Source organism: Micromonospora sp. C41 (genome assembly GCF_018070485.1).
GTDB classification, from domain to species: Bacteria; Actinomycetota; Actinomycetes; order Mycobacteriales; family Micromonosporaceae; genus Micromonospora; species Micromonospora chalcea.
The window spans coordinates 1-20824 of sequence record NZ_JAGPXP010000026.1; the positions used below are offsets into that span (position 1 = coordinate 1).

The following is a 20824-nucleotide window of genomic DNA, read 5'->3' on the forward strand; positions in this document are numbered from 1 at the left end:
CACCGGGGTACGCCTCAGCCGCGCGTGGTGATTCCGCCGTCGACCGGGATGACCGCGCCGGTCAGGTACGCGCCGGCGCGCGACGCCAGGTAGATCGCCGTGCCCGCCATGTCCTCGGGCCGTCCGATCCGGCCCAGCGGCACCTGCTGCTCGATCGCCGAGCGCGACTCGGGGTTGTCGAGCGCGAACGCCATCATCTTGCTCTCGAACGGGCCGGGCGCGATCGCGTTGACGGTGATCCGCTCGCCGGCGAGCTGGTGGGCGAGGCTGCGGGTGAGCATGTGCACGGCGGCCTTGGTGGCCGAGTACGCGTACACCTCCATCCACGGCACCCGGATGCCGTCGACCGACCCGATGTTGATCACGCGGGCGGGGTCGTCGGCGCCGGCCGCGGCGCGCAGTTGCGGCAGCAGCGCGGTGGTGAGCCGGAAGACGGCCTTGACGTTGACCGCCCAGAGCTTGTCGAAGGCGCCCTCCGGGTACTCCTCCAGCGGCGCGCCCCAGGTGGCGCCCGCGTTGTTCACCAGTACGTGCAGCCGGTCGTGGCGCTCCCGCACGGCTTCGGCGAGCGCCAGCGCGCCCGCGTCGCTGCCGAGGTCGGCCGGGATCGCCTCGCAGTGCCCTTCGGCGGAGAGTTCCTTGGCGACCGACTCGCACACGTCGGCCTTGCGCGAGGAGATGATCACCTTTGCGCCGGCCCGTACGAAGCCCTGCGCGATCATCAGTCCGATCCCCCGCGAACCGCCGGTGACCAGTACCGTCTTGCCGTCGACCGAGAACAGTTCCGTCATGCTCATCCCATCGCCGTCGCCCGGCCGCGGGCCGGTCGGCCGACCCGGGGCTTACCGATCGGTAACCTAACCGTCGGCCGTGCGTGCCGACAAGACCGCCTCCGTGCGGGCGAAACCGTCGAGATGCAACGTGCGGCCGGGCCGGTTACCGTCGGGGAGATGGTCACTACCGGTCAGCCCTCCCCGGCCACCCGCACCGGCCCGCCGGAGTCGCGCCCCGGCGCCGACGAGATCCTCACCGGTGCGCTCGGCGACCTCGCCACCGAGCCCGGCTGGCCCCGGCCGGTCCTGCTCGACCGCGACGTGCTGATCCTGGTCACGCACGGTCATGGCACCGCCGAGCTGGACTTCCGGCCGGTGCCCTGCCGGCCCGGCACACTGCTGCGCGCGTACCCCGGTCAGGTGTTGCGGTGCGTCGGCGCGCAGCTCGACGCGACAGTGGTGAGCTGGCGGCCGGACGCGCTGGCCGGCCTCGACGTCGACCCGGACGCGGTGCCCGCCCACCGTCAGCTCGCCGGCGAGGACGAGGACGCGGTGATCAGCGAGGTGAGCCAGCTGGCGGTGGACGCCGAACGGCACGCGATGGTGCCTCCCGCCGCGGCGCTGCTGCGTCACCAGCTCGCCGTGCTGCTGCTGCGGCTGAGCCTGCTGCCGCACCCGGAGAACGGGGCCGCGCCCCGGGCCGAGACCGACACGTTCCGGCGGCTGTGCCGCGAGGTGGAACGCGGCTACCGGCACACCCGCCGGGTGGAGGACTACGCCGCCCAGCTGGGCTGTTCGGTGCGTACGCTGACCCGGGCCTGCCTGGCGGTGACCGGGCGCAGCGCCAAGCAGGTCATCGACGAGCGGGTCGCGTTGCAGGCGTGCCGGCTGCTGGCCGCCACCGACGAGTCGATCGCCCGGATCGGCCGGGACCTGGGTTTTCCCGAGCCGACGAACTTCGGCCGCTTCTTCACCCGGGAGGTCGGGGTGAGCCCGGGGACGTTCCGGGCCAACCGGGAGCGCCCGCTACCCGTCCGTCTGGTGCGACCACGGCCGCCCGCCGACTCCCCCGCACCCACCGGCCAGGCATGATGGCACTGTGCAGATCTCCGCGCGCGGCGACTACGCGGTCCGGGCAGCCCTGAGCCTGGCCACCGCGTACCCCACCCTGCTGTCCACCCAGGCCATCGCGGCGGAGCAGGACATGCCGCGCAAGTTCCTCGAGGCGGTCCTGGCCGACCTGCGCCGGGCCGGGGTCGTCCGGGCCCAGCGCGGCGCCGAGGGCGGCTACACGCTGGCCCGGCCGCCGCGCGAGATCACCATCGGGCACGTGTTGCGCGCCGTCGACGGCCCGCTCGCCGGGGTACGCGGGCTGCGCCCCGAGGAGACGCGGTACGAGGGGGCGGCGGAGAACCTGCCCCGCCTCTGGGTGGCGGTACGCGCCTCGGTGCGCCGGGTGGTCGACGAGGTGAGCCTGGACGAGCTGGTCAGCGGCCGGCTGCCGGCGCACGTGCGCAAGCTGACCGCCCAGCCGGACGCGTGGGAGCCGCGCTGATCACAGCGTGCTGACCACCTCCTCGTAGGGCAGGCGCGGCAGCCGCTCCCGCCAGGCGTCCGGCGCCGGGCGGCCGATGTTCATCAGCAGCAGCACCCGGTGCCGCCCGTCCGGGAAGAACTCCCGTTCCACAGCGGCCGCGTCGAACCCGGCCATCGGCCCGGCGGCCAGCCCGGCGGCGCGTACCCCGACGAGCAGGTAGCCGATCTGGAGCGCGGCGTTGAACCGGGCCTGGGCCTCCCGTCCGGCCGGGTCGCCGGTGAACCAGTCCCGCGCGCCGGGGCGGTGCGGGAACAGTTCGGGCAGCCGGTCGTGCCAGTCCACGTCGGCGGCGAGCACCGCGGTCAGCGGCGCGCCGGCCGTCTTGTTCCGGTTGCCGGCGCTGACGTACGGCAGCAGCCGCGCCCGGGCCGCCGCCGAGCGCAGCAGCAGCACCCGCAGCGGCTGGGCGTTCATCGCGGTCGGGCCGTACCGGACCAGGTCGTGGATGGCGCGTACCTGCTCGTCGCCGACCGGTTGGTCGGTGAACGCGTTGGCCGTGCGGGCCGCCCGGAACAGCAGGTCCTGGGCGGCCCGGTCGAGCGCGATCAGCTCGTCGGCGGCGGTGGTCACCACGCCTCGGGCCAGTCGCCGAGCGTGGTGGTGTAGCCGCCGCGGTGGTGCAGCAGCGGGTCGCCGTCCTCGCCCGCGCCGAGCGCGAGCGGCTCGCCGAGCAGGATGGTGTGGTCGCCGGCCTCGATCCGGCGCACCACCCGGCACAGCAGCACGGCGAGCGCGTCGCCGATCAGCGGCACGCCGAACGGCCCGGTGGTCCAGCCCGGGTGGGCGCTGAATCGGTCGATGCCGCTGGTGGCGAAGATCTGCGCGATCTCCTGCTGGCCGGAGGCGAGCAGGTGCACGGCGACGTGCTCGGCCTGCTCGACGGTGGGCCAGCTCGACGAGGCGCGGCCCAGGCAGACCGAGACCAGCGGCGGGTCCAGCGACACCGAGGTGAACGAGGTGGCGGTGAAGCCGGCCGGCGGCAGGTCCGGCCGCATCCGGTTGCCGCGCAGGCCGGGGGTGGTGACCACGGTGACGGTGGACGCCTGGCGGCGCAGCAGGCCGCGGAACGAGTCGACGTCGACCGGGCGCAGCTCGACCGTTCCGGCGCCGGGCCGGTCCACGGTGGTCACGACGCCACCAGCTCACGGGTCGCGTAGACGCTGGCCGGCCGGGGCAGGCCGTAGTGCTCGCGCAGCGTGCGCCCGGTGTACGCGGACCGGAACAGCCCGCGCCGGCGCAGCAGTGGTACGACGTGGTCCACGAAGTCCTCCAGTCCGTCGGGGAGCAGCGGTGGCATGACGTTGAAGCCGTCGGCGGCGCCCTGGGTGAACCAGAGCTCGATCTGGTCGGCGATCTGTTCCGGGGTGCCGACCACGACGCGGTGTCCGCGTCCACCGCCGAGGCGGCCGATGAGCTGCCGGAGCGTGAGCCGTTCCCGCCGGGCCAGCTCGACGACGAGCTGGTAGCGGCTCTGGTGCGACTGCACCGTGCCGGCGTCGGGCGGGTCGGGCAGCGGGCCGTCCAGCGGCAGCCCGGTCAGGTCGAGGCCGGTCATGCCGGAGAGCTGGGCGAGCGCGTGCTCGGGCACGATCAGGGCCTCCAGTTCGTCGGCGAGGTCGCGGGCCTCCTTCTCCGTACCCCCGATGACCGGCGCGATACCGGGCAGCACCTTGACCAGGTCGGGATCACGTCCGGCGTCGGCGGTGGCCCGTTTCAGCGCGGCGTAGAACGCCTGGCCGTCGGCGAGCGTCTGCTGGGCGGTGAACACGGCCTCGGCGTACCGGGCGGCGAACGCGATCCCGTCGGCGGACGAGCCGGCCTGCACCAGCAGCGGCCGGCCCTGCGGCGCGCGGGGCGTGTTCAGCGGCCCGCGGACCCGGAACCGCTCCCCGGCGTGGTCGATCTCGTGCACCCGGGCGGTGTCGGCGAAGACGCCCGCGGCGGCGTCCAGGACCAGCGCGTCGTCCTCCCAGCTGTCCCAGAGCTTGATCGCCACGTCGACGTACTCGGCGGCCCGCCGGTAGCGGTCGGCGTGCGCCGGGTGGTCGTCGAGGTTGAAGTTGCGGGCCTCCCGGGCCTGGGCGGAGGTGACGATGTTCCAGCCGGCCCGGCCGCCGCTGAGGTGGTCCAGCGACGCGAACGCGCGGGCCAGGTTGAACGGTTCGGTGTACGTGGTGGAGGCGGTGGCGATCAGGCCGATGTGCTCGGTCGCGGTGGCGATCGCGGCGAGCAGCGTGATCGGCTCGAAGACGGCCTGGATGTTGTGCCGTACGGCCGGTCCGACGGCGAGCCCGTCGGCGAGGAACACCGAGTCGAGCGTGCCCCGCTCGGCGATGCGGGCCAGGTTCTGGAAGTGGCGTACGTCGGCCAGGCGGCTCGGGTCGGCGCGGGGGTGCCGCCAGGCCGCCTCGTGGTGGCCGACTCCCATCAGGAAGGCGTTGAGGTGCAGGGTCCGGGACATGGCGGTTCCTCTCAGGCGGTGGTGACGTCGACGCGCCAGGTGGAGAAGCGGCGTTCCCCGGCGACGAGGAGCTGGTTGACCACCAGCCCGATGGCGGAGATGGTGATGATCCCGGCGTACATGTCGGGGATCGCGAAGTTGTACTGCGCGTAGTTCACGAGGTAGCCGAGCCCGGCCTTGGCGCCGACCATCTCGGCGGCGACGAGCACCAGGATCGAGTACGCCCCGGCGAGCCGGACGCCGGTGAACACGGTCGGCACGGCCGCCGGCAGGATCACCTTCTGGAACAGCCGCAGGTGGTTGAGCCCCATCGAGCGGGCCGAGCGGATCAGCAGCGGGTCGACGCCCTTCACGCCGGCGACGGTGTTGAGCAGGATCGGCCAGGAGCAGGCGTAGACCACCAGGGCGATCTTCGACGTCTCGCCGAGCCCGAGGATGAGCACGAAGACCGGCAGCAGCGCCAGCGCGGCGGTGTTGCGGAACACCTCCAGCAGCGGGCTGAGCAGGTCCGCGAGCGGCCGGTACCAGCCGATCAGCAGGCCGAGCGGGATGGCGGTGACGACGGCGAGCGCGAGCCCGGTCAGTGAGCGGGTGAGACTGGCGCCGACGTGGTCGGCGAGCTGGCCGGTGCGCAGCAGCTCCCACCAGGCGGCGAGCACTTCGGACAGCGGGGGCAGGAAGACCCGGTCGACCAGCCCGGCGCGGGGCACCGTCTCCCAGATCGCGGCCAGCGCCAGCAGCGCGGCGCTGCGGTGCAGCGCCCGGCCGCCGAGGCCGAGCAGGCGTGCGGGCCGGCCGGGCGCGACGGCCGGAGCGGGCGGGGCGGCCACCGGCCGGGCCGGCGGTGCGGCGACGTCAACCAACGCGGGCCTCCTCGCGTACGGCGGACTGCGCGGCGCGTACCTCGTCGCGCAGCAGCGTCCAGATCTGGTGCCGGTGGTGGCGGAACGCGCCGGTGGAGCGGACGTCCTCCTCGGCCTCCCGGTCGCCCAGCTCGATGTCGATGACCTGCTTGATCCGGCCGGGCCGGGACGTCATCACGGCGACCCGCTGACCGAGGTGCACCGCTTCGTCGATGCCGTGCGTGATGAACACGATCGTCTTGCCGGTGGCCTGCCAGATCCGCACCAGCTCGTCCTGCAGCGAGTCGCGGGTCTGCGCGTCGAGCGCGGCGAACGGCTCGTCCATGAGCAGCACGTCCGGGTCGTACGCGAGGCTGCGGGCGATGGCGACGCGCTGCTTCATGCCGCCGGACAGCTCGAGCGGGTAGCGGTCGGCGAAGCCGGTCAGCCCGACCAGGTCGAGGTGGTACGCGACCCGCTCGGCGCGCTCGGCGCGGGGCAGGCCCTTGGCCTCCAGTCCGAACGCGACGTTGCCGGCGGCGGTACGCCAGGGCAGCAGCGCGTACTGCTGGAAGACGATGCCCCGGTCCAGGCCGGGCCCGGTGACCGGGCGGCCGTCCACGAGCACCTGCCCGGCTGTCGGGGTGGCCAGCCCGCCGAGCAGGTCGAGCAGTGTGGACTTGCCGCAGCCGCTGGGGCCGACGACGACCAGGAACTCGCCGGGGCGTACCCCGAGGGTGAGGTCGTCGAGCGCGGTGACCGCGCCGCCGCCGCCACGCCGCCCGGGGAAGACCTTGCGCACCCGGTCGAAGCGGATCTTGTCGGTGCTCATGCGCCACCGCCTGTGGCCGCGGCGGCGTTGAACCGGTTGGTGTAGAGGTCGGACGGTTTCGGCCGCTCGCCCTTGAGTTCGCCGGTGTCGGCCAGCCAGTCGATCCAGGTGGCGAACTCCCGGTCGGTGATGAGGCCGCCGGGTTCGGCGACGCCGCTGGACTTCCAGTACTCCACGAGCGTGGTGTCCTCGTTGCGTCCGCGCTTGGCGATGATCGCCTTGAGCCGGGCCACCACCGTCTCGCGCGGCTGGGTGCGCGCCCACTCGATCGCCTTGCCCACTGCGGTGACGAACGTCCGGACGGTGTCCGGGTTACGGGTGAGGAAGTCGTCGCGGAAGACGTAGCTGCCGGCGCTGAACGCGCCGAGGAGTTCGTAGTCGGTGAAGACGGTGCGGATGCCGCCGTTCGCGACCGCCTTGTCGCGGATCACGCCGCCGAGCACGGCGACGTCGATCTGCCGGGCGCGCAGCGACTGCTCGGTGTTCACCGGCGGGAGCGCGACCAACTCGACCTTGCCGATCTCGGCGGCGGTGAGGCCGCCCCGGGCCAGCCAGGTGCGCAGGACGGCCTCGGCGTGCGCGCCGAGCGTGTTCATGCCGACCCGCTTGCCGATCAGGTCGCGCGGGCCGCGGATCGGGCTGCCGTCGAGCACGTAGTAGCCCTGGAACGTCTGCGCGTCGGAGCCGTAGTAGCTGACCACCGCGGTGATCGGGGCGTTGGCGGCCTGGAGCTTGACGATCGCGCCGTTGAACGCGCCGCCGAAGTCGCTCTGGCCGGTGGCGGTGGCCTGGATGTCGGCCGGGCCGCCGGTGACGTTGCCGATCCAGTTGAGCGTGACGTCGCCGAGGTAGCCGAGGTCGGCGGCGAGTTCGGGGAGGGTCACCTGGCCCACCGAACCCTGGTAGCGCAGTTCCTTGGTCTGTGCGCCGGCGGCGGCGTCGGCGCCGCACGCGGTGGCGGTGGTGAGGGCGAGCAGGGCGACGGCGGCGGTGAGGGCACGCCGCGGTGATCGGGTCGAGGGCATGGCGGAGTCTCCTGATCTGTCCACGATGCGGTGGAGGGGGCCCGCGCGGGGCCGGGGAGCACGCCGTGCCGCGCCGGGCCACGGTGCGCCGGCTGCGGGAACGGACGGGCGGAGAGGGAACGACGAGCGCTCGGCTCAACAGAGCGCGCTCGCGTGCCGGACCAGGTCGACGTGCACGCGAGCGGTGAGGAGAAGCTCGTCCCGCTGCGACATGCCCTCATGCTGCCGACCGTTCTCCACGCCGGTCAATGCCCTTCCATTCAGTGAGACTTTCATCGCTGGCTTTGTTACGACCCACCCCCACCAGCATTTACGACTCCTTAACACCTACCCGTTGGATAGAGATTTTGCCGGGCGGCAGTCCCACCGTCCAGAGCGGACCGGGCAGGGTTTCGCGAATCGTCGATCCGGGCATGTTCGATGCCGCGAAGGCATGCAGACGACTGCAGAGGCAGGGAGAGAAGGAGGCACCCCCGATGGGCGTCCAGTTCCGCAAGCGTAAGAAGTACGGGCCGCTGATCCTCCACTTCACCCAGAACGGCTTCTCGTCGTGGAGCATCAAGATCGGCCGCTGGTCCTGGAACTCGAACACCCGCGCCCACCGCGTGGACCTTCCGGGGCCACTGTCGTGGAAGCAGGACAAGGCCTGACCTTCCCAGGCGACGAGCGGGGTGCCGGCGACGTGCCGGCACCCCGCTCGTCGTCTGCGGGCCGGGTTCGCGGTTCCGCCCGCCACGGCGTCCCCGTGACCGGAGAATCGCCGCATGACGGACCTGTCCCTGCGGCGGATACGACGGCGGGCCGTGGCGGCCTGCGCGCTCATGCTGGTCGGCTACTTCCTCGTGCCGGTCGAGGCCGACCCGAACGGCCTGCGGCTGGCCCTGCGCTCGATCGGCACGGCGATCCTGGTGGCCGTGATCGCGTTCCTGGTCACCGGTCAGGTCCGCCGCCAGCTCGTCAAGGACCAGCCGACCGGCCGGGACGAGGACCGGGCGCTCACCCGGCTCGCGGTCGCGCTGATCGCCGGACTGCTGGTCTTCGCGCTCGGCGACTACGTGGTGGCGAACACCCGGCCCGGCGAGTTCGTCGGCCTGCGCACCCGGGTCGACGCGCTCTACTTCGCGCTGGCCACCCTCACCACTGTCGGCTACGGCGACGTACACGCCCAGGGCCAGATCGCCCGCATCGCGGTGTGCGCGCAGATGGTGTTCAGCATCGGTGTGGTCGCCACCGGAGCCTCGATAGTGGTCAAGCAGATGACCCAGCGTTCGGGGCGGCGCTGATCAGCACGTCCCCGCCGAGCCGGCCGTGCTCGGGATCGCGGGTCGCCGCGCCGGAGGCGAGCAGCGAGGCCAGCGCCCGGTTGGCGTCGGCGGCCCGGTAGACGGTCGCCGTGGTGGCGAAGCGGCGCAGCTCGGTGACCGTACGCGGACCGGAGCGGGCCAGCTCGGCCAGCAGTTCCCGGCGCAGCGGGCCGGGCTCGGGTTCGAGCGAGATGTCGAGCAGCCGCCCCTGCGGGTCGGCCGGGTCGCGGTAGCGCACCCCGGCGTACTCGTCGACCGCCCAGAGCGCCTCCTTGACCGTCTCCAGCCCCTTGTCGGAGCCGGTGGCGTAGCCGAGCAGCCGCGCCGGGGCGTCCCCGTCGGGCACCAGCTCGACCTCGGTGGCGAGCGGGAACCCGGCGGCGCTCAGCGCCGGGCGCAGCGACCGGCCGGGCACGGTGACCAGCAGCAGCTCGGCCGGGCGGCCGGACGCGGCGGCGGCGAGCAGGGCCGGGTCCGGGTCGGCGCCGTCGGCCACGGTGAGCAGCGGCGCGCCGGCCGCGCCCGCGGCCTTGAGCGCCACCGGCAGCCGGTCCGGTCCGCCGGGCACCAGGTGCACGGCGACGTCGGCCGGCAGTGCGGCCTCGGCGGCGCCGAGCCGCGTCGCCAGGTCGGTGCCGTCGTCGGCCACCACCAGCACGGTCAGCCGCCGCCCGCGCAGCCGGTCGGCGAACTCGGCCACCACCCGCAACGCCTCCTCCGCGCCGGTGGCGTCACCCCCGGCGTACGCGAGCGCGAGCGTGGCCCGCCGCGCCCGGTGCAGCGCGGCGGGGAGCCAGTGGTCGAGCTGGCGGACGAGCAGCTCGCGCAGGACGGCGTCGGTCGACATGGTGCCGTTTCTACCGCACGGCGCGGCGGGACCGGCCGTGAACCCCGCTCAGACCGGGACGGAGATGCCCACGCCGCCGCGGGTCTGCCCGCCGTAGCGCTGCCGCTCGCGGTCCAGGTCGAGCCGCCCGATGCGGGTACGCGCGGCCAGCGCTGCGTCGTCGAGCAGCTCGGCCGGGACGATCCAGACGATCTCGAACTCCAGCCCGTCCGGGTCGCGGCCGTAGAGGCTCTTGGTGGTGCCGTGGTCGGACGCGCCGACCAGCGCTCCGGCGGCGGCCAGCCGCTCGGCGGTGGCGCCCAGCTCGTCGAGCGTGTCCAGCTCCCAGGCCAGGTGGTAGAGGCCGACGGTGGCCCGGCCGGCCTGGGACGCCCCGGCCGCCGCGCCGATCTCGAACAGCCCGAGGTCGTGGTCGTTGGTGGAGTCGGGCGCCTGGAGGAACGCGGCGCCGCGGAAGCCCTCGGGCGTCATCGGGACCCGCCGGAAGCCCAGCACGTCGCGGTAGAAGGCGACGCTGCGCTCCAGGTCACTGACGTAGAGGACGGCGTGGTTGAGTCGGTGGATGCCCATGCCACCGACCGTACCCCGGTTTTGTTGAGCGTTCAACTATCGGCGCTATGATGGGCGTCATGACCCGGTGGCTGGACCCCGACGAGCAGCGGACCTGGCGCGCCTTCCTGACCGCCTCCCGGGCGCTGATGGACGCGCTCGACCGCGAGCTGCAACGCGACGCGGGCATGCCGCACGCGTACTACGAGATCCTGGTCCGCCTCTCCGAGGCCCCGGACCGGCGGCTGCGGATGAGCGAACTGGCCGAGCTCACCGGCTCCTCGCGCAGCCGGCTCTCGCACGCCGCCGCCCGGCTGGAGGCGTCCGGGTGGATCCGCCGCGAGGACTGCCCCACCGACCGGCGCGGGCAGATCGCCGTGCTCACCGACACCGGCTTCGCCACCCTGGCCGCCGCCGCGCCCGGCCACGTCGAGGGGGTACGCCGGCACCTGTTCGACGCGCTCAGCCCGGCCCAGGTCGACCAGCTACGCCGGATCAGCGAGACGCTCGCCGAACACTTGACGGATTCGGGACCAAACTGATCCACTCCGGGTCTTGTACATACCGTCGCCGGACGAGCACGATGGGGCGTGTCCTCCGGCTTCGCTGACCTGACCGTCCAGGCGCACCAACTGGTGTCCGAAGGCGACCTCACCGGCGCGGAGCGGCTGCTCGCCGACGCGCTCAGCGACGCCGATCCCCGCCCCGACAACGCCTCCCCCGAACTGGCCGAGGCGGCCGGACTCCAGGCCCGGGTGCTCGTCGCGCTCGGCGAGCCGCACTCCGCCCGCGGCTGGGCCGCGTTCGCGTACGCGGCCGCCACCCGGCTGTTCGGCCGCTCCGACGAGCGCACCGTCACCGCCGCCGCGACGCTCGCCGCGGTGCTGCACCGGGTCGGCAGCGACGCCCGGGCCGCCCGGCTCTACTCCGACGTCATCATCGAGCTGACCGCCCGCGACGGCCCGGAATCGCAGCGGGTGCTCGCCGCGCACGCCGACCTGGCCACCGTGGAGTACGCGCGCGGCCAGTGCGAGGTGGCGCGCGACCGGTTGCAGGACGCCTGGGAGCTGCACCGGGAGGTCTACGGCGACGGCCACCCCAGCGGCATCAAGATGCTGGCGAAGCTCGGCGCGATGGAACGCGACTGCGGCCGGTACGCCGAGGCGCACGAGCACCTGACGCTCGCAGAGGAGCTGTGCCGCCTGCACCTGGACCCCGACGACCCGCTCGCCGCCCAGGTGGCCGGGCTGGCCCGCGCCGCCGCCGACCCGGACCACGTCTGCCCCGCGCCCCCGCCCGCGCCCGCTCCCGAGCCGCCGCCCGCCCGCACCACGCCGGTGGTGCCCGCCGCGCGGGTCCCCCCGCAGGACGAAGGGCCGCACGACCTGCCGCCGTACAGCCCGCCCGCGCTGGACGAGCCGGTCGAGACGCCGCTCTACCACCCGCCCGGCCGGGCCGCCGAGACCGCGCACGTGCCGACGCCGCGTACCGCGCCCGACGCCGACGCCGACGCGCTCGACGACTACCCGTGGCCGCCCGACGAGCCGGCCGAGCCGCTGTGGCGCCCCGGCGCGGACCCGCTGCCGCCCACTGTGGTCGGGCTCACCGGCGACGAGCCGGACGGCGTACGCCGGGTGCCACCGGCCCCGCCCGAGCCGCCGTCGCGCTACCTGCCGGTGCACGTGCCCCGGCCACCGGCCGCCGAGCGGCGCACACTGCCCTGGCTGCCGCTCGTGGTGCTCGGCGTGGTGGTGGCGCTGCTGCTCGGCACCATCGCGGTGATCGCCGGGGTGTCCCGGGTGGACGACCGCCGCGACACCCCGCCACCGGCCACCGGCGCACCGGCGTCCAGCGCGCCTCCGCCCACCTCCGCCGGTCCCGCGCCGTCCACTCCCGCCGCCGCCAAGCCCGGCACCCCGCCCGGCAGCTTCACGCTTACCGACCGCCGCGACAGCATCGTGCTGAGCTGGACGTACCCGCCGGGCGCGGAAGGACCGGTGGTGGTCGCCGGCGGCCGTGCCGGGCAGCCGCAGGGCACGTTCGCCACGCTGCCCGCCGGGTCGGCCGACTACATCGCCTACGGGCTCGACCGCACCACCGACTACTGCTTCACCGTCGCGCTCGTGTGGTCCACCGACACCGTCGCGCGCACCGGCCCGGTCTGCACCAAGCGCCGCCGCTGACCGTTCACTCCGCGTCCGGCTCGGCCAGCGCGGGCAGCCGTACCGTCGCCCGCAGCCCCGGCGCGGCGGCGCCGGGCGTCGCGTCGGCCAGCTCCACCGTGCCGCCGGCCCGGCGCACCAGCTCACGCACGATCGCCAGGCCCAGGCCCGCGCCGCCCGCGTCGCGGGCCCGCGCGTCGTCGAGCCGGGTGAACCGGGCGAACACCCGCTCCCGGTCCGCCGCCGGGACGCCCGGCCCGTCGTCGGTCACCGTGACCAGGTGGTACGCCCCGTCCGGCCCGCTCACGGCCAGCTCCACGCCGGTACGCGCGTGCCGCAGCGCGTTGTCCACCAGGTTCACCAGCACCCGGCGCAACTCCCCCGCGTCCCCCTCGACCCACAGCGGCCCGTCCGGGAGCGTCAGCCGCAGCGGCGGCGACGGGTAGCGGGCCGCCACCGCGCGCGCCAGCTCGCCCAGCTCCACCGGGCCCACCGGCGCCGGCCGGGCGTCCTGCTCGTCCAGGCGAGCCAGCAGCAGCAGGTCGTCCACCAGGCGGCTGAGCCGCTCGGTGTCGGCTAGCAGGTCGTCGGCGACCGCCGGCCAGTCGGTGTCGTCGCCGAGCCGCCGCGCCACCTCCAGCTCGGTACGCATGTTCGTCAGCGGGCTGCGCAGCTCGTGCGCGGCGTCGGCGACGAACGCCCGCTGCCGGTCCCGGGACGCGGCCAGCCGGTCCAGCATGTCGTTGAGCGTGACCGCGAGCCGGTGGATCTCGTCCTGCCCGGCCGGTACGGGCAGCCGCTCCGCCCCGGCCCGCCCGGTGATCTCGGCCGCGCCGCTGCGCAACTGCTCGACCGGTCGCAGCGTCGCGCCCACCACCCGCCAAGCCACCACGCCCAGCCCGGCAACCAGCAGCGGGAAGCCCACCAGCAGCAGGTTGCGGACCACGCGCAGGCTGTGCCGCACGTCGGTGAGCGACTTGGCGACCAGCACCGTACGCGGCTCCTGCGGCGTGCCGGCCGGCACCGTGACCACCCGGACCGGGCCGGGCATGCCGGCGCGCCGCCCGTCCACCACCAGCCGCTGCCGCTGCCCGGGCCGCAGCTCGTCCGGGCCGAGCATCGGCACCAGGCGGTCCGCGTCGATCGAGGCGGCCCGGATCCGGCCCTGGACGTCGACCACCTGCACCCGCAACTGCCCGCCGGCCACCGGCAGCGGGTCCGGCAGCGCGTCCTCGGCGGTGAGCAGCGCCACCGCGTCGGCGGTACGCAGCGCCTCCTCGTCCACCGAGCGCTGCAGAGTCCAGCCCAGCGCGCCGACCAGCAGCGTCCCGCCGAACGCGAACCCGACCGCCAGCCCCAGCACACCCAGCGCGAGCAGCCGGGCCCGCAGGCCGAGGCGCGGCAGCGGCCCGCGTACCCAGCGGCTCACGTGGCCAGCCGGTAGCCCGCGCCGCGTACCGTCTCCAGCCGTTCCCGGCCGATCTTGCGGCGCAGGTAGCCGACGTAGACCTCCACCGCGTTCGGGGCGGTGTCGACCGAGGCGTCCCAGACGTGGTCCAGCAGCTCGGTCTTGGAGACCACCTCGCCGGGGCGGCGCATCAGATAGTCCAGCAGCGCGTACTCGCGACTGGTCAGCACCACCTCGGCGTCGGCCCGGGTGACCCGGCGGCGGGCCGGATCGAGGCGCAGGTCGCCGACGGTGAGCACGGTGGGCCGGCGGGGCGCGCCGCGACGCAGCAGCGCCCGCAGCCGGGCCAGCAGCACCACGTACGAGAAGGGTTTGGTCAGGTAGTCGTCGGCGCCGCAGTCCAGGCCGTCGGCCTGGTCGTACTCGCCGTCCTTGGCCGACAGCATCAGCACCGGCAGCCAGCGCTGCTCGGCGCGCAGCCGGCGCACCACCTCGTAGCCGGACAGGCCGGGCAGCATCACGTCGAGGATCATCGCGTCGTACTCGCCGTGCCGGGCCGCGTCCAGCCCGGCCGGGCCGGTCGCCGCCACGTCCACCGCGAAACCCTCCGCCGACAGACCACGGCGCAGCGCCGCCGCGAGCCGCGTCTCGTCCTCCACCACCAGCAACCGCACCGGTCCAGGGTGCCACCATGGGGTCACCCGTAGGGGATCTCCTCAGCGTGGTCACAGCGACGCTCGCGCAGCATGGTGCGCAGGAGGTGCACACTATGTCCGTGATGAAGAACCGCGCCGTGCTGCGCTGGCTGGTCCCGGTGACCGCGGGGGTCGCCGTGATCGGCGGTGGCGCCGCCGTCGGCACGTTCGCCGCCGGCGCCGACCCGGCGCTGCCGCCGCGCAGCGCCGCCCAGCTCCTGGAAGACCTGCGCACGTCCCGCCTGGACGGGCTCTCCGGCACCGTGGTGCAGCGCGCCGACCTCGGCCTGCCGCCGATCGCCGCGCTCGCCGGCCGGGCCACCGGCAACGACCTGGCCGGCCTGGTCTCCGGTACGCACACGCTGCGCGTCTGGTACGGCGGCGAGGACCGGCAGCGGCTCGCGCTGGTCGACACGCTCGGCGAGCAGGACATCCTGCGCAACGGCCGCGACGTGTGGACCTGGAACAGCCGGGAGAACACCGCCACGCACCGGGTGTTGCCGGCCGACGCGCCGGACCGGGCCACCGCGCCGGCCACCCCGGCCGACGCCGCGGACCGGGCGCTGGAGGCGATCGACCCGACCACCGCGGTCACCGTCGGCCGCACCGCCACAGTGGCCGGGCGGGACGCGTACGAGCTGGTGCTCACGCCGCGCGACAAGGCGTCCCTGGTTCACCAGGTCCGGATCGCGCTGGACGCGAAGGAGCACGTGCCGCTGCGTCTGCAGGTGCTCGCCGACGGGCAGGACGAGCCCGCGTTCCAGGTGGCGTTCACCCAGGTCGACTTTCGCACGCCGGAGGCCGACCAGTTCCGGTTCAACCCGCCGCCCGGCGTGAAGGTCACCGAGGCGACCGAGGGCGAGCGGCCCGGACCGGCGGGTAAGCGGTTCGATCGCAAGGACGCCGAGAAGCCGGACGTGCGTACCGTCGGCACCGGCTGGACCACCGTGGTGGTCGCCAAGATCGGCGATGCGGCGACCGGCGACGGCGCGAAGCCCGGCGCGGACGCGCCGGACGCCCAGATGCTCGCCCAGGTGCTCGGTGACCTGCCGAAGGTCAGCGGCGACTGGGGCAGCGGCCGGCTGCTCAGCGGCAAGCTGTTCAGCGTGCTGCTGACCGACGACGGCCGGGTGATCGCCGGTCTGGTCACGCCGGAGCGGCTCTACCAGGCGGCCAAGGGCTGAGAATCGCCGTGCCCGGGGCCCGGTCGGCTGACGTCGACCGGGCCCCGAGTCGTGTCCGGGCTTGGTCGGGTGCCGGCCGACGCGCTATCTTTCTCAGTTCAGGCACAAAAAAGGAATGGCTTCTGAATGCCATTCCTGCGGCAATTTTAGTCAATGAGGAGCCGGATTGTCAACGCACTCCGACGTGTCGGCTGACCTGCGCCAGGACGACGAGATCGGCCGCGAGCAGGAATACGTCTCGATGCTGTACGACCGGCTGGACGGCATGCGGGAACAGGCCGCCCGGCGGCTCGACGAGGAGTTGCGTCACACCGGCGGCACGCAGCAGGCCCGCTCCCAGCGCGACTCGACAGTGGCGATGTACGCCGACCAGGTCGAGCAGTTCTCCGCCGTGGAGAGCGGCCTGTGCTTCGGCCGCCTCGACGGCGACGACGGCGCGGTCCGCTACATCGGCCGGATCGGGATCTTCGACTCCTCCGGCGACTACGACCCGCTGCTGATGGACTGGCGCGCCCCCGCCGCCCGGCCGTTCTACCTGGCCACCGCCGCCAACCCGCAGGGCGTACGCCGCCGTCGGCACCTGCGTACCCGCGACCGGAAGGTGACCGGGCTCAACGACGAGGTGCTGGACATCACCGCCGCCTCCCCCACCGCGCACGAGGAACTGACCGGCGAGGCGTCACTGCTCGCCGCGCTCAACGCCGGGCGGACCGGCCGGATGCGCGACATCGTCGAGACCATCCAGGCCGAACAGGACCGGATCATCCGCGCCGACCTGCCCGGCGTGATGGTGGTGCAGGGCGGGCCCGGCACCGGCAAGACGGCGGTGGCGCTGCACCGCGCCGCGTACCTGCTCTACACCCACCGCCAGCAGCTCTCCACCCGCGGTGTGCTGCTGGTCGGCCCGAACGCCACGTTCCTGCGCTACATCTCCCAGGTGCTGCCCACGCTGGCCGAGACCGGCGTGCTGCTGCGTACCCAGGCAGACCTGTTCCCCGGCGTGCACGCGCGCCGCGCGGAGCCCGCCACCACCGCCGCGCTGAAAGGCCGCGCGGTGCTGGCCGACGTGCTCGCCGCCGCGGTCCGCGACCGGCAGTGGGTGCCCGACGAGCCGGTCACCATCGAACTGCCGCAGCGGGAGGTGCTGACGCTCGACCCGGACACCGTGCGGCAGGCCCGCGACCGGGTACGCCGCACCGGCCGCCCGCACAACCTGGCCCGCGCCCTGTTCGACGTGGAGATCGTCCACGCGCTCGCCGACCAGGTGGCCGAGCGGATCGGCGCCGACCCGCTCGGCGGGGAGAACCTGCTCTCCGAGGCCGACCGCGCGGAGATCCGCCGTGAGCTGCGCGAGGAGCCGGAGATCCGCGCGGCGCTGGACGAGCTGTGGCCGGTGCTCACCCCGCAACGCCTGCTCGCCGACCTGTACGCCTCGCCGGAGCGGATCGCCACCGCCGCGCCCATGCTCACCGACGCCGAACGGGCCGCGCTGCACCGCGAGCCGGGCGGCTGGACGCCCGCCGACGTACCGCTGCTGGACGAGGCCGCCGAACTGCTCGGCGAGGACGAACGCGCCGCCGTCGCCCGGCGGGAGCGGATCCGGGCGCTGGAACGCGAGTACGCCGAGGGCGTGCTGGAGATCTGGCGCGGCTCCCGCTCCATCGACGTCGAGGACGAGGCAGACGGCGGCGAGATCCTCGGCGTCACCGACCTGATCGACGCCGACCGGCTCTCCGAACGGCAGGAGGAGTCCGACCGGCTCACCACCGCCCAGCGCGCCGCCGCCGACCGGACGTGGGCGTTCGGGCACGTCATCGTGGACGAGGCGCAGGAGCTGTCGCCGATGGCGTGGCGGCTGCTGATGCGCCGCTGCCCCAGCCGGTCCATGACGATCGTCGGCGACGTGGCGCAGACCGGCGCGCTCGCCGGCACGCCGTCGTGGGGCGAGGCGCTCGCCCCGTACGTGGCGGACCGGTGGCGGCTGGAGGAGCTCACGGTCAGCTACCGCACCCCGGCCGAGATCATGGCGGTCGCCGCCGACGTGCTCGCCGAGATCGACCCGGCGCTGCGGCCACCCCGCTCGGTACGCGCCACCGGCGTACCGCCGTGGGACCGGACCGTGCCGGCGGACCGCCTCGTGACCGAACTGGTCGAGGCGACCGCCCGGGAGGCCGCGTCGCTCGGCGACGGGCGGCTCGGCGTGCTGGTGCCCACCGGGCGGGTGGACGAGCTGGGCGGCGCGGTGGTGGCGGCGCTGCCGGAGGCGACAGTGGGTGAGCAGCCCGAGCTGGCGAACCGGGTGGTGGTGCTGACCACCGAGCAGGCCAAGGGCCTGGAGTTCGACTCGGTGCTGGTGGTCGACCCGGCCCGCATCGTGTCCGAGTCCCCGAGGGGCCACAGCGACCTCTACGTGGCCCTGACAAGAGCCACCCAGCGCCTCGGCATCCTCCGCACCCCCTGACCGCCTCCGCCTCCGCCCCGTTGATCATGAAGTTGGCGGCGTTGTCGATCTTCAAATCAGCCGCCAACTTCATGATCGACCGGGCCGAGCACGTGCTGCCTCACGTCCCGCCGCGCCCACTCTCGCCCCTCGCCCCGCTCCGCGATCATGGAGTTGCGGCCCCGGAAAAGCGCCATCAAACGGATATTTTTCGGGTCGGAAGTGCAAGATCGGCGAGTGCGGGCTTGAGGGCGGCGGACGGGGGCGTGTGTCCGGGTGGCCTGTTCGCGCCAGTTCGCCGGAGTGGCGGTCACGCGCACCAGATCGGGGAAGTTGCTGCATCACACCCGCCCCGACCACACCACCCCGCCGAACTGGCGACCCTCGCACCAGAACGGGGAAGTTGCTACATCATGGCCGCGCTGACCACGCCACTTCGGCGAAGTGGCGCAGTCAAGACGCGGGTGCGCGAGGGCGGGGGTGGCCGGAGGCCGCCCCCGCCCTCGCGTGCTGCCTCGGTCAGCCCGGATTAGGGCGATTGTTGGTGAAGTTGCCCACCTGCGCGCCGGTGGCCGAATTGTCGCTCGTGGAGCCACCGGCCGGGGTGCTCAGGCCACCCGTACCCGCGTCCCCGGTCGTCGTCGGGGCCACCTTGCCCGGGTGCTTCTCGGGCTGCCGGGCCAACCGGCGCACACTGGCCGGGCCGGCCGTGCCACCGGTCGTGGTCACCGCGCCCTGACCCCGGGTCGGTCCGCCGTCGCGCAGCACCGTCGGGTCGACGGGTACGTCCGCCGGGTCGTCCGGGTCGAGTTCCTGCCGCATCCGTTCCACGTCGGTCTGCGGCACGGTGATCTCGTCCAGCGCGCCGTCGCCGTACACGCCGCCGGCGACCCGCTGCTCGGCCCGCCGGGCGGCGTCCTGCCGCATGTCGTCCTCACGCACGTCAACCACCTCGCAGCTCTCGGGGTATCGGTGTTGCGTGCCCGAGGGTGGGTGGCTGAAACCGGAACCGGCGGCGGGAGGACCGGTGTGCGCCCTCGTGTCCGGTTCCGGCTGCAAGGCCGAGCGTGGTGGCCATTCGACGGCGACCGGCGGTTACCTTGTCTCCGGCCTCGGGTAGACCCAGGGTGCCCCCGCCACAGAGCGCGAACCGCGCCGTGGCCGACCTGCGGTAGCGGGGCGAGGGTGTGCAGGTTAACGACTCATCAAATCCTGAGGAGGACCAGATGAGCACGCAGGCTGCATCCACCAGGCCGATGAACCGGCCGATGTCCGACGTCCAGAACCGGTCGAGCATGCAGGACACGTCGACCCGGCACATGCCGTCGATGCACGACGGTCACCGGGAGAACATGCCGTCCCCGGGTACGGAGACGAAGCAGGCGTTCCTGACCACCGAGTTCTGGGTGTACGCCGCAGCGGTCGCGCTCGTGGTGATCGCCGCGTTCTGGAAGGGCACCACCGCCAACGGCCTGAACATCAACAACCCGAACCAGGCCTGGTGGTACCTGACCGCGCTGACCGGCGCGTACCTGGTCAGCCGTGGCCTGTCGAAGGCGGGCAGCGCGCGCCGCTCCGGCAAGGAGCGCCGCGGACGTTGATCCGACGCCGCGCGAACGGCGACGCCCTCGGGATCCGTCCCGGGGGCGTCGTCGCGTCTGCTCACTCCTCGCCGAAGTCCCCGAAGTCGTCACCGCCGCCGTCGAAGGCGTCGTCGAGCATCTCGCCGGCGATCATGCCGCCGGCGACGCCGAGCGCGGCGCCCGCGATGACGCCGCCCATGCCCGGGCCGCGCCGCCCGTGGCCGGCGTAGCCGTGGTGACCCGGGTAGCCGTGGCCGCCGTGGTGCGGCATGCCGAAGCCCTGGGCGCGCATGCTGCCGTAGCGGCCGGTGGTCTCCCGCAGCCAGCCGTCGACGACCTGCACCCAGTCGGTACGGGCGGCGTCGGTGTGCGGGACCGAGTAGCGGCCGATCACGTCGTGCCCGGGGCTGAGGAAGCCGCCCCGCTTGTCGCACTCCAGGATCACCTCGACGCCCTGCGGGCTGGTCACGAACGTCAGCTCGACCTCGTTGACCGTCTGCGCGTACTGCGGCGCGGCGAAGAACTCGATCTCCTGGTAGAACGGCAGCGTCTGCGGCACGCCGTAGATGTGGCCCCGCTCCAGGTCGGCGTGCTTGAACCGGAAACCGAGCGCCTGGAACGCCTCCAGGATGCGCTCGTGGACCGGCAGCGGGTGCACGGACACCTGGTCCAGGTCGGACTTGTCGACGGCGCGGGCCACCGCCAGCTCGGTACGCAGGCCCATGGTCATGCCGTGCAGCCGCTGGCCGTAGACGTCGGTGATCGGGGTCTCCCACGGCACCGGCATCTGGAACGGGATCGACAGCTGCTGCTTCGGCGCCAGATCGAACGCGCCGCTGACGGGCAGCCGGTGGAACTCCATGACGCCCGCGTACTCGTGGTTGCCGCTCTCGATCTCGACGCGGGTGACCAGGCCGAGGTTGATCTGCTCGATCCGCGCCGGGCTGTCGCCACCGACCAGGTTGACGTGACCGTCCAGGGTCAGCCCGGGCCGGGTGTTCGGGTTGGTGAGCACCGTGTCGACGCTCGGACCGCCCACGCCGAACGCGCTCAACATCTTCTTGAAGACCATCGGTCACTCCCGCTGAACTGCATTCCGACATGGACCGTCGGACGCTTCGT

23 protein-coding genes are annotated in these 20824 nt (G+C 73.8%); 9 read left to right on the forward strand and 14 right to left on the reverse strand.

Features of this window, described 5'->3' with window-relative positions; all coding sequences use genetic code 11:
- Nucleotides 1-14: 14 nt before the first annotated feature.
- Nucleotides 15-791 carry a glucose 1-dehydrogenase gene (locus KBX43_RS23850; protein WP_104114509.1) on the reverse strand — a complete coding sequence of 259 codons (777 nt, stop codon included), beginning with the start codon at nt 789-791 and terminating at the stop codon, nt 15-17.
- A gap of 159 nt (nt 792-950) precedes the next feature.
- Between KBX43_RS23850 and KBX43_RS23855 the strand changes: the two genes are divergently transcribed.
- On the forward strand, nt 951-1865 hold the full coding sequence (locus tag KBX43_RS23855) for an AraC family transcriptional regulator (protein WP_210887231.1): 915 nt from the start codon (nt 951-953) through the stop codon (nt 1863-1865).
- Nucleotides 1866-1872: 7 nt separating this feature from the next.
- Complete coding sequence (locus tag KBX43_RS23860; protein ID WP_013284925.1) at nt 1873-2328, forward strand: Rrf2 family transcriptional regulator; 456 nt, start codon at nt 1873-1875, stop codon at nt 2326-2328.
- Here the strand turns inward: KBX43_RS23860 and KBX43_RS23865 are convergent, their stop codons facing one another.
- The 7 genes from KBX43_RS23865 to KBX43_RS32265 form a co-directional block, all read right to left on the reverse strand.
- Entirely contained in the window at nt 2329-2940 is a 612-nt protein-coding gene (locus tag KBX43_RS23865) for a malonic semialdehyde reductase (RefSeq protein WP_064447272.1), read from the reverse strand.
- Nucleotides 2937-3500: a flavin reductase family protein gene (locus KBX43_RS23870; RefSeq protein ID WP_043325522.1), complete on the reverse strand. Its 564-nt coding sequence runs from the start codon at nt 3498-3500 to the stop codon at nt 2937-2939. The genes KBX43_RS23865 and KBX43_RS23870 overlap by 4 nt, the downstream gene beginning before the upstream one ends.
- Nucleotides 3497-4831, reverse strand: a complete 1335-nt coding sequence (locus KBX43_RS23875; RefSeq protein ID WP_064447228.1) for an LLM class flavin-dependent oxidoreductase — start codon at nt 4829-4831, stop codon at nt 3497-3499. Before KBX43_RS23875 ends, KBX43_RS23870 begins: the two co-directional genes overlap by 4 nt.
- Nucleotides 4832-4842: 11 nt before the next feature.
- Entirely contained in the window at nt 4843-5694 is an 852-nt protein-coding gene (locus KBX43_RS23880) for an ABC transporter permease (protein ID WP_082931027.1), read from the reverse strand.
- A complete protein-coding gene (locus KBX43_RS23885) occupies nt 5687-6505 on the reverse strand; it encodes an ABC transporter ATP-binding protein (RefSeq protein ID WP_064447226.1) in 819 nt (272 codons plus the stop codon). The genes KBX43_RS23880 and KBX43_RS23885 overlap by 8 nt, the downstream gene beginning before the upstream one ends.
- On the reverse strand, nt 6502-7530 hold the full coding sequence (locus tag KBX43_RS23890) for an ABC transporter substrate-binding protein (protein ID WP_064447225.1): 1029 nt from the start codon (nt 7528-7530) through the stop codon (nt 6502-6504). Before KBX43_RS23890 ends, KBX43_RS23885 begins: the two co-directional genes overlap by 4 nt.
- 135 nt (nt 7531-7665) lie before the next feature.
- Nucleotides 7666-7806: a putative leader peptide gene (locus KBX43_RS32265; RefSeq protein ID WP_157539073.1), complete on the reverse strand. Its 141-nt coding sequence runs from the start codon at nt 7804-7806 to the stop codon at nt 7666-7668.
- Nucleotides 7807-8006: 200 nt separating this feature from the next.
- On the opposite strand from KBX43_RS32265, the gene KBX43_RS23895 reads away from it, so the two are divergent.
- Nucleotides 8007-8180: a DUF4236 domain-containing protein gene (locus tag KBX43_RS23895; RefSeq protein WP_064498970.1), complete on the forward strand. Its 174-nt coding sequence runs from the start codon at nt 8007-8009 to the stop codon at nt 8178-8180.
- A gap of 114 nt (nt 8181-8294) precedes the next feature.
- Entirely contained in the window at nt 8295-8813 is a 519-nt protein-coding gene (locus KBX43_RS23900) for a potassium channel family protein (RefSeq protein WP_064447224.1), read from the forward strand.
- Here the strand turns inward: KBX43_RS23900 and KBX43_RS23905 are convergent.
- Both KBX43_RS23905 and KBX43_RS23910 read right to left on the reverse strand, forming a co-directional pair.
- Nucleotides 8779-9681, reverse strand: a complete 903-nt coding sequence (locus KBX43_RS23905) for a hypothetical protein (RefSeq protein WP_064447223.1) — start codon at nt 9679-9681, stop codon at nt 8779-8781. The genes KBX43_RS23900 and KBX43_RS23905 overlap by 35 nt on opposite strands.
- Before the next feature lie 48 nt (nt 9682-9729).
- Nucleotides 9730-10251, reverse strand: a complete 522-nt coding sequence (locus tag KBX43_RS23910; protein ID WP_043325531.1) for a VOC family protein — start codon at nt 10249-10251, stop codon at nt 9730-9732.
- A gap of 50 nt (nt 10252-10301) precedes the next feature.
- On the opposite strand from KBX43_RS23910, the gene KBX43_RS23915 reads away from it, so the two are divergent.
- Nucleotides 10302-10772: a MarR family winged helix-turn-helix transcriptional regulator gene (locus KBX43_RS23915; protein WP_064447222.1), complete on the forward strand. Its 471-nt coding sequence runs from the start codon at nt 10302-10304 to the stop codon at nt 10770-10772.
- Between the two features lie 48 nt (nt 10773-10820).
- Complete coding sequence (locus tag KBX43_RS23920; RefSeq protein ID WP_043325533.1) at nt 10821-12413, forward strand: tetratricopeptide repeat protein; 1593 nt, start codon at nt 10821-10823, stop codon at nt 12411-12413.
- A 4-nt stretch (nt 12414-12417) separates the two neighbouring features.
- Here KBX43_RS23920 and KBX43_RS23925 read toward each other — a convergent pair whose 3' ends face one another.
- Nucleotides 12418-13821 carry a cell wall metabolism sensor histidine kinase WalK gene (locus tag KBX43_RS23925; protein ID WP_210887234.1) on the reverse strand — a complete coding sequence of 468 codons (1404 nt, stop codon included), beginning with the start codon at nt 13819-13821 and terminating at the stop codon, nt 12418-12420.
- Complete coding sequence (locus KBX43_RS23930) at nt 13818-14474, reverse strand: response regulator transcription factor (RefSeq protein ID WP_043325535.1); 657 nt, start codon at nt 14472-14474, stop codon at nt 13818-13820. Before KBX43_RS23930 ends, KBX43_RS23925 begins: the two co-directional genes overlap by 4 nt.
- A gap of 95 nt (nt 14475-14569) precedes the next feature.
- On the opposite strand from KBX43_RS23930, the gene KBX43_RS23935 reads away from it, so the two are divergent.
- Nucleotides 14570-15679, forward strand: coding sequence for a sigma-E factor regulatory protein RseB domain-containing protein (locus tag KBX43_RS23935; RefSeq protein ID WP_210887237.1), 1110 nt, complete (start codon nt 14570-14572; stop codon nt 15677-15679).
- 241 nt (nt 15680-15920) lie between these two features.
- Complete coding sequence (locus tag KBX43_RS23940; protein WP_233607708.1) at nt 15921-18140, forward strand: AAA family ATPase; 2220 nt, start codon at nt 15921-15923, stop codon at nt 18138-18140.
- A gap of 498 nt (nt 18141-18638) precedes the next feature.
- Here the strand turns inward: KBX43_RS23940 and KBX43_RS23945 are convergent, their stop codons facing one another.
- The gene (locus KBX43_RS23945) at nt 18639-19061 is read right to left on the reverse strand and encodes a hypothetical protein (RefSeq protein ID WP_043325539.1); all 423 of its coding nucleotides are present in this window, start codon (nt 19059-19061) and stop codon (nt 18639-18641) included.
- 284 nt (nt 19062-19345) lie between these two features.
- Between KBX43_RS23945 and KBX43_RS23950 the strand changes: the two genes are divergently transcribed.
- Nucleotides 19346-19720, forward strand: a complete 375-nt coding sequence (locus tag KBX43_RS23950; protein WP_043325541.1) for a hypothetical protein — start codon at nt 19346-19348, stop codon at nt 19718-19720.
- 61 nt (nt 19721-19781) lie between these two features.
- Here the strand turns inward: KBX43_RS23950 and KBX43_RS23955 are convergent, their stop codons facing one another.
- Nucleotides 19782-20774, reverse strand: coding sequence for a sporulation protein (locus KBX43_RS23955; RefSeq protein ID WP_064447217.1), 993 nt, complete (start codon nt 20772-20774; stop codon nt 19782-19784).
- Nucleotides 20775-20824: the final 50 nt, after the last annotated feature.

Bases quoted from the DNA above. Each gene is read 5' to 3' on its own strand.
- KBX43_RS23895 (WP_064498970.1), top strand. From the start codon at position 8,007: ATGGGCGTCCAGTTCCGCAAGCGTAAGAAGTACGGGCCGCTGATCCTC.
- KBX43_RS23850 (WP_104114509.1), bottom strand. From the start codon at position 791: ATGACGGAACTGTTCTCGGTCGACGGCAAGACGGTACTGGTCACCGGC.
- KBX43_RS23900 (WP_064447224.1), top strand. From the start codon at position 8,295: ATGACGGACCTGTCCCTGCGGCGGATACGACGGCGGGCCGTGGCGGCC.
- KBX43_RS23935 (WP_210887237.1), top strand. From the start codon at position 14,570: ATGTCCGTGATGAAGAACCGCGCCGTGCTGCGCTGGCTGGTCCCGGTG.
- KBX43_RS23950 (WP_043325541.1), top strand. From the start codon at position 19,346: ATGAGCACGCAGGCTGCATCCACCAGGCCGATGAACCGGCCGATGTCC.
- KBX43_RS23875 (WP_064447228.1), bottom strand. From the start codon at position 4,831: ATGTCCCGGACCCTGCACCTCAACGCCTTCCTGATGGGAGTCGGCCAC.
- KBX43_RS23910 (WP_043325531.1), bottom strand. From the start codon at position 10,251: ATGGGCATCCACCGACTCAACCACGCCGTCCTCTACGTCAGTGACCTG.
- KBX43_RS23890 (WP_064447225.1), bottom strand. From the start codon at position 7,530: ATGCCCTCGACCCGATCACCGCGGCGTGCCCTCACCGCCGCCGTCGCC.
- KBX43_RS23955 (WP_064447217.1), bottom strand. From the start codon at position 20,774: ATGGTCTTCAAGAAGATGTTGAGCGCGTTCGGCGTGGGCGGTCCGAGC.
- KBX43_RS23915 (WP_064447222.1), top strand. From the start codon at position 10,302: ATGGGCGTCATGACCCGGTGGCTGGACCCCGACGAGCAGCGGACCTGG.
- KBX43_RS32265 (WP_157539073.1), bottom strand. From the start codon at position 7,806: ATGAAAGTCTCACTGAATGGAAGGGCATTGACCGGCGTGGAGAACGGT.
- KBX43_RS23885 (WP_064447226.1), bottom strand. From the start codon at position 6,505: ATGAGCACCGACAAGATCCGCTTCGACCGGGTGCGCAAGGTCTTCCCC.
- KBX43_RS23905 (WP_064447223.1), bottom strand. From the start codon at position 9,681: ATGTCGACCGACGCCGTCCTGCGCGAGCTGCTCGTCCGCCAGCTCGAC.
- KBX43_RS23940 (WP_233607708.1), top strand. From the start codon at position 15,921: ATGCTGTACGACCGGCTGGACGGCATGCGGGAACAGGCCGCCCGGCGG.
- KBX43_RS23855 (WP_210887231.1), top strand. From the start codon at position 951: ATGGTCACTACCGGTCAGCCCTCCCCGGCCACCCGCACCGGCCCGCCG.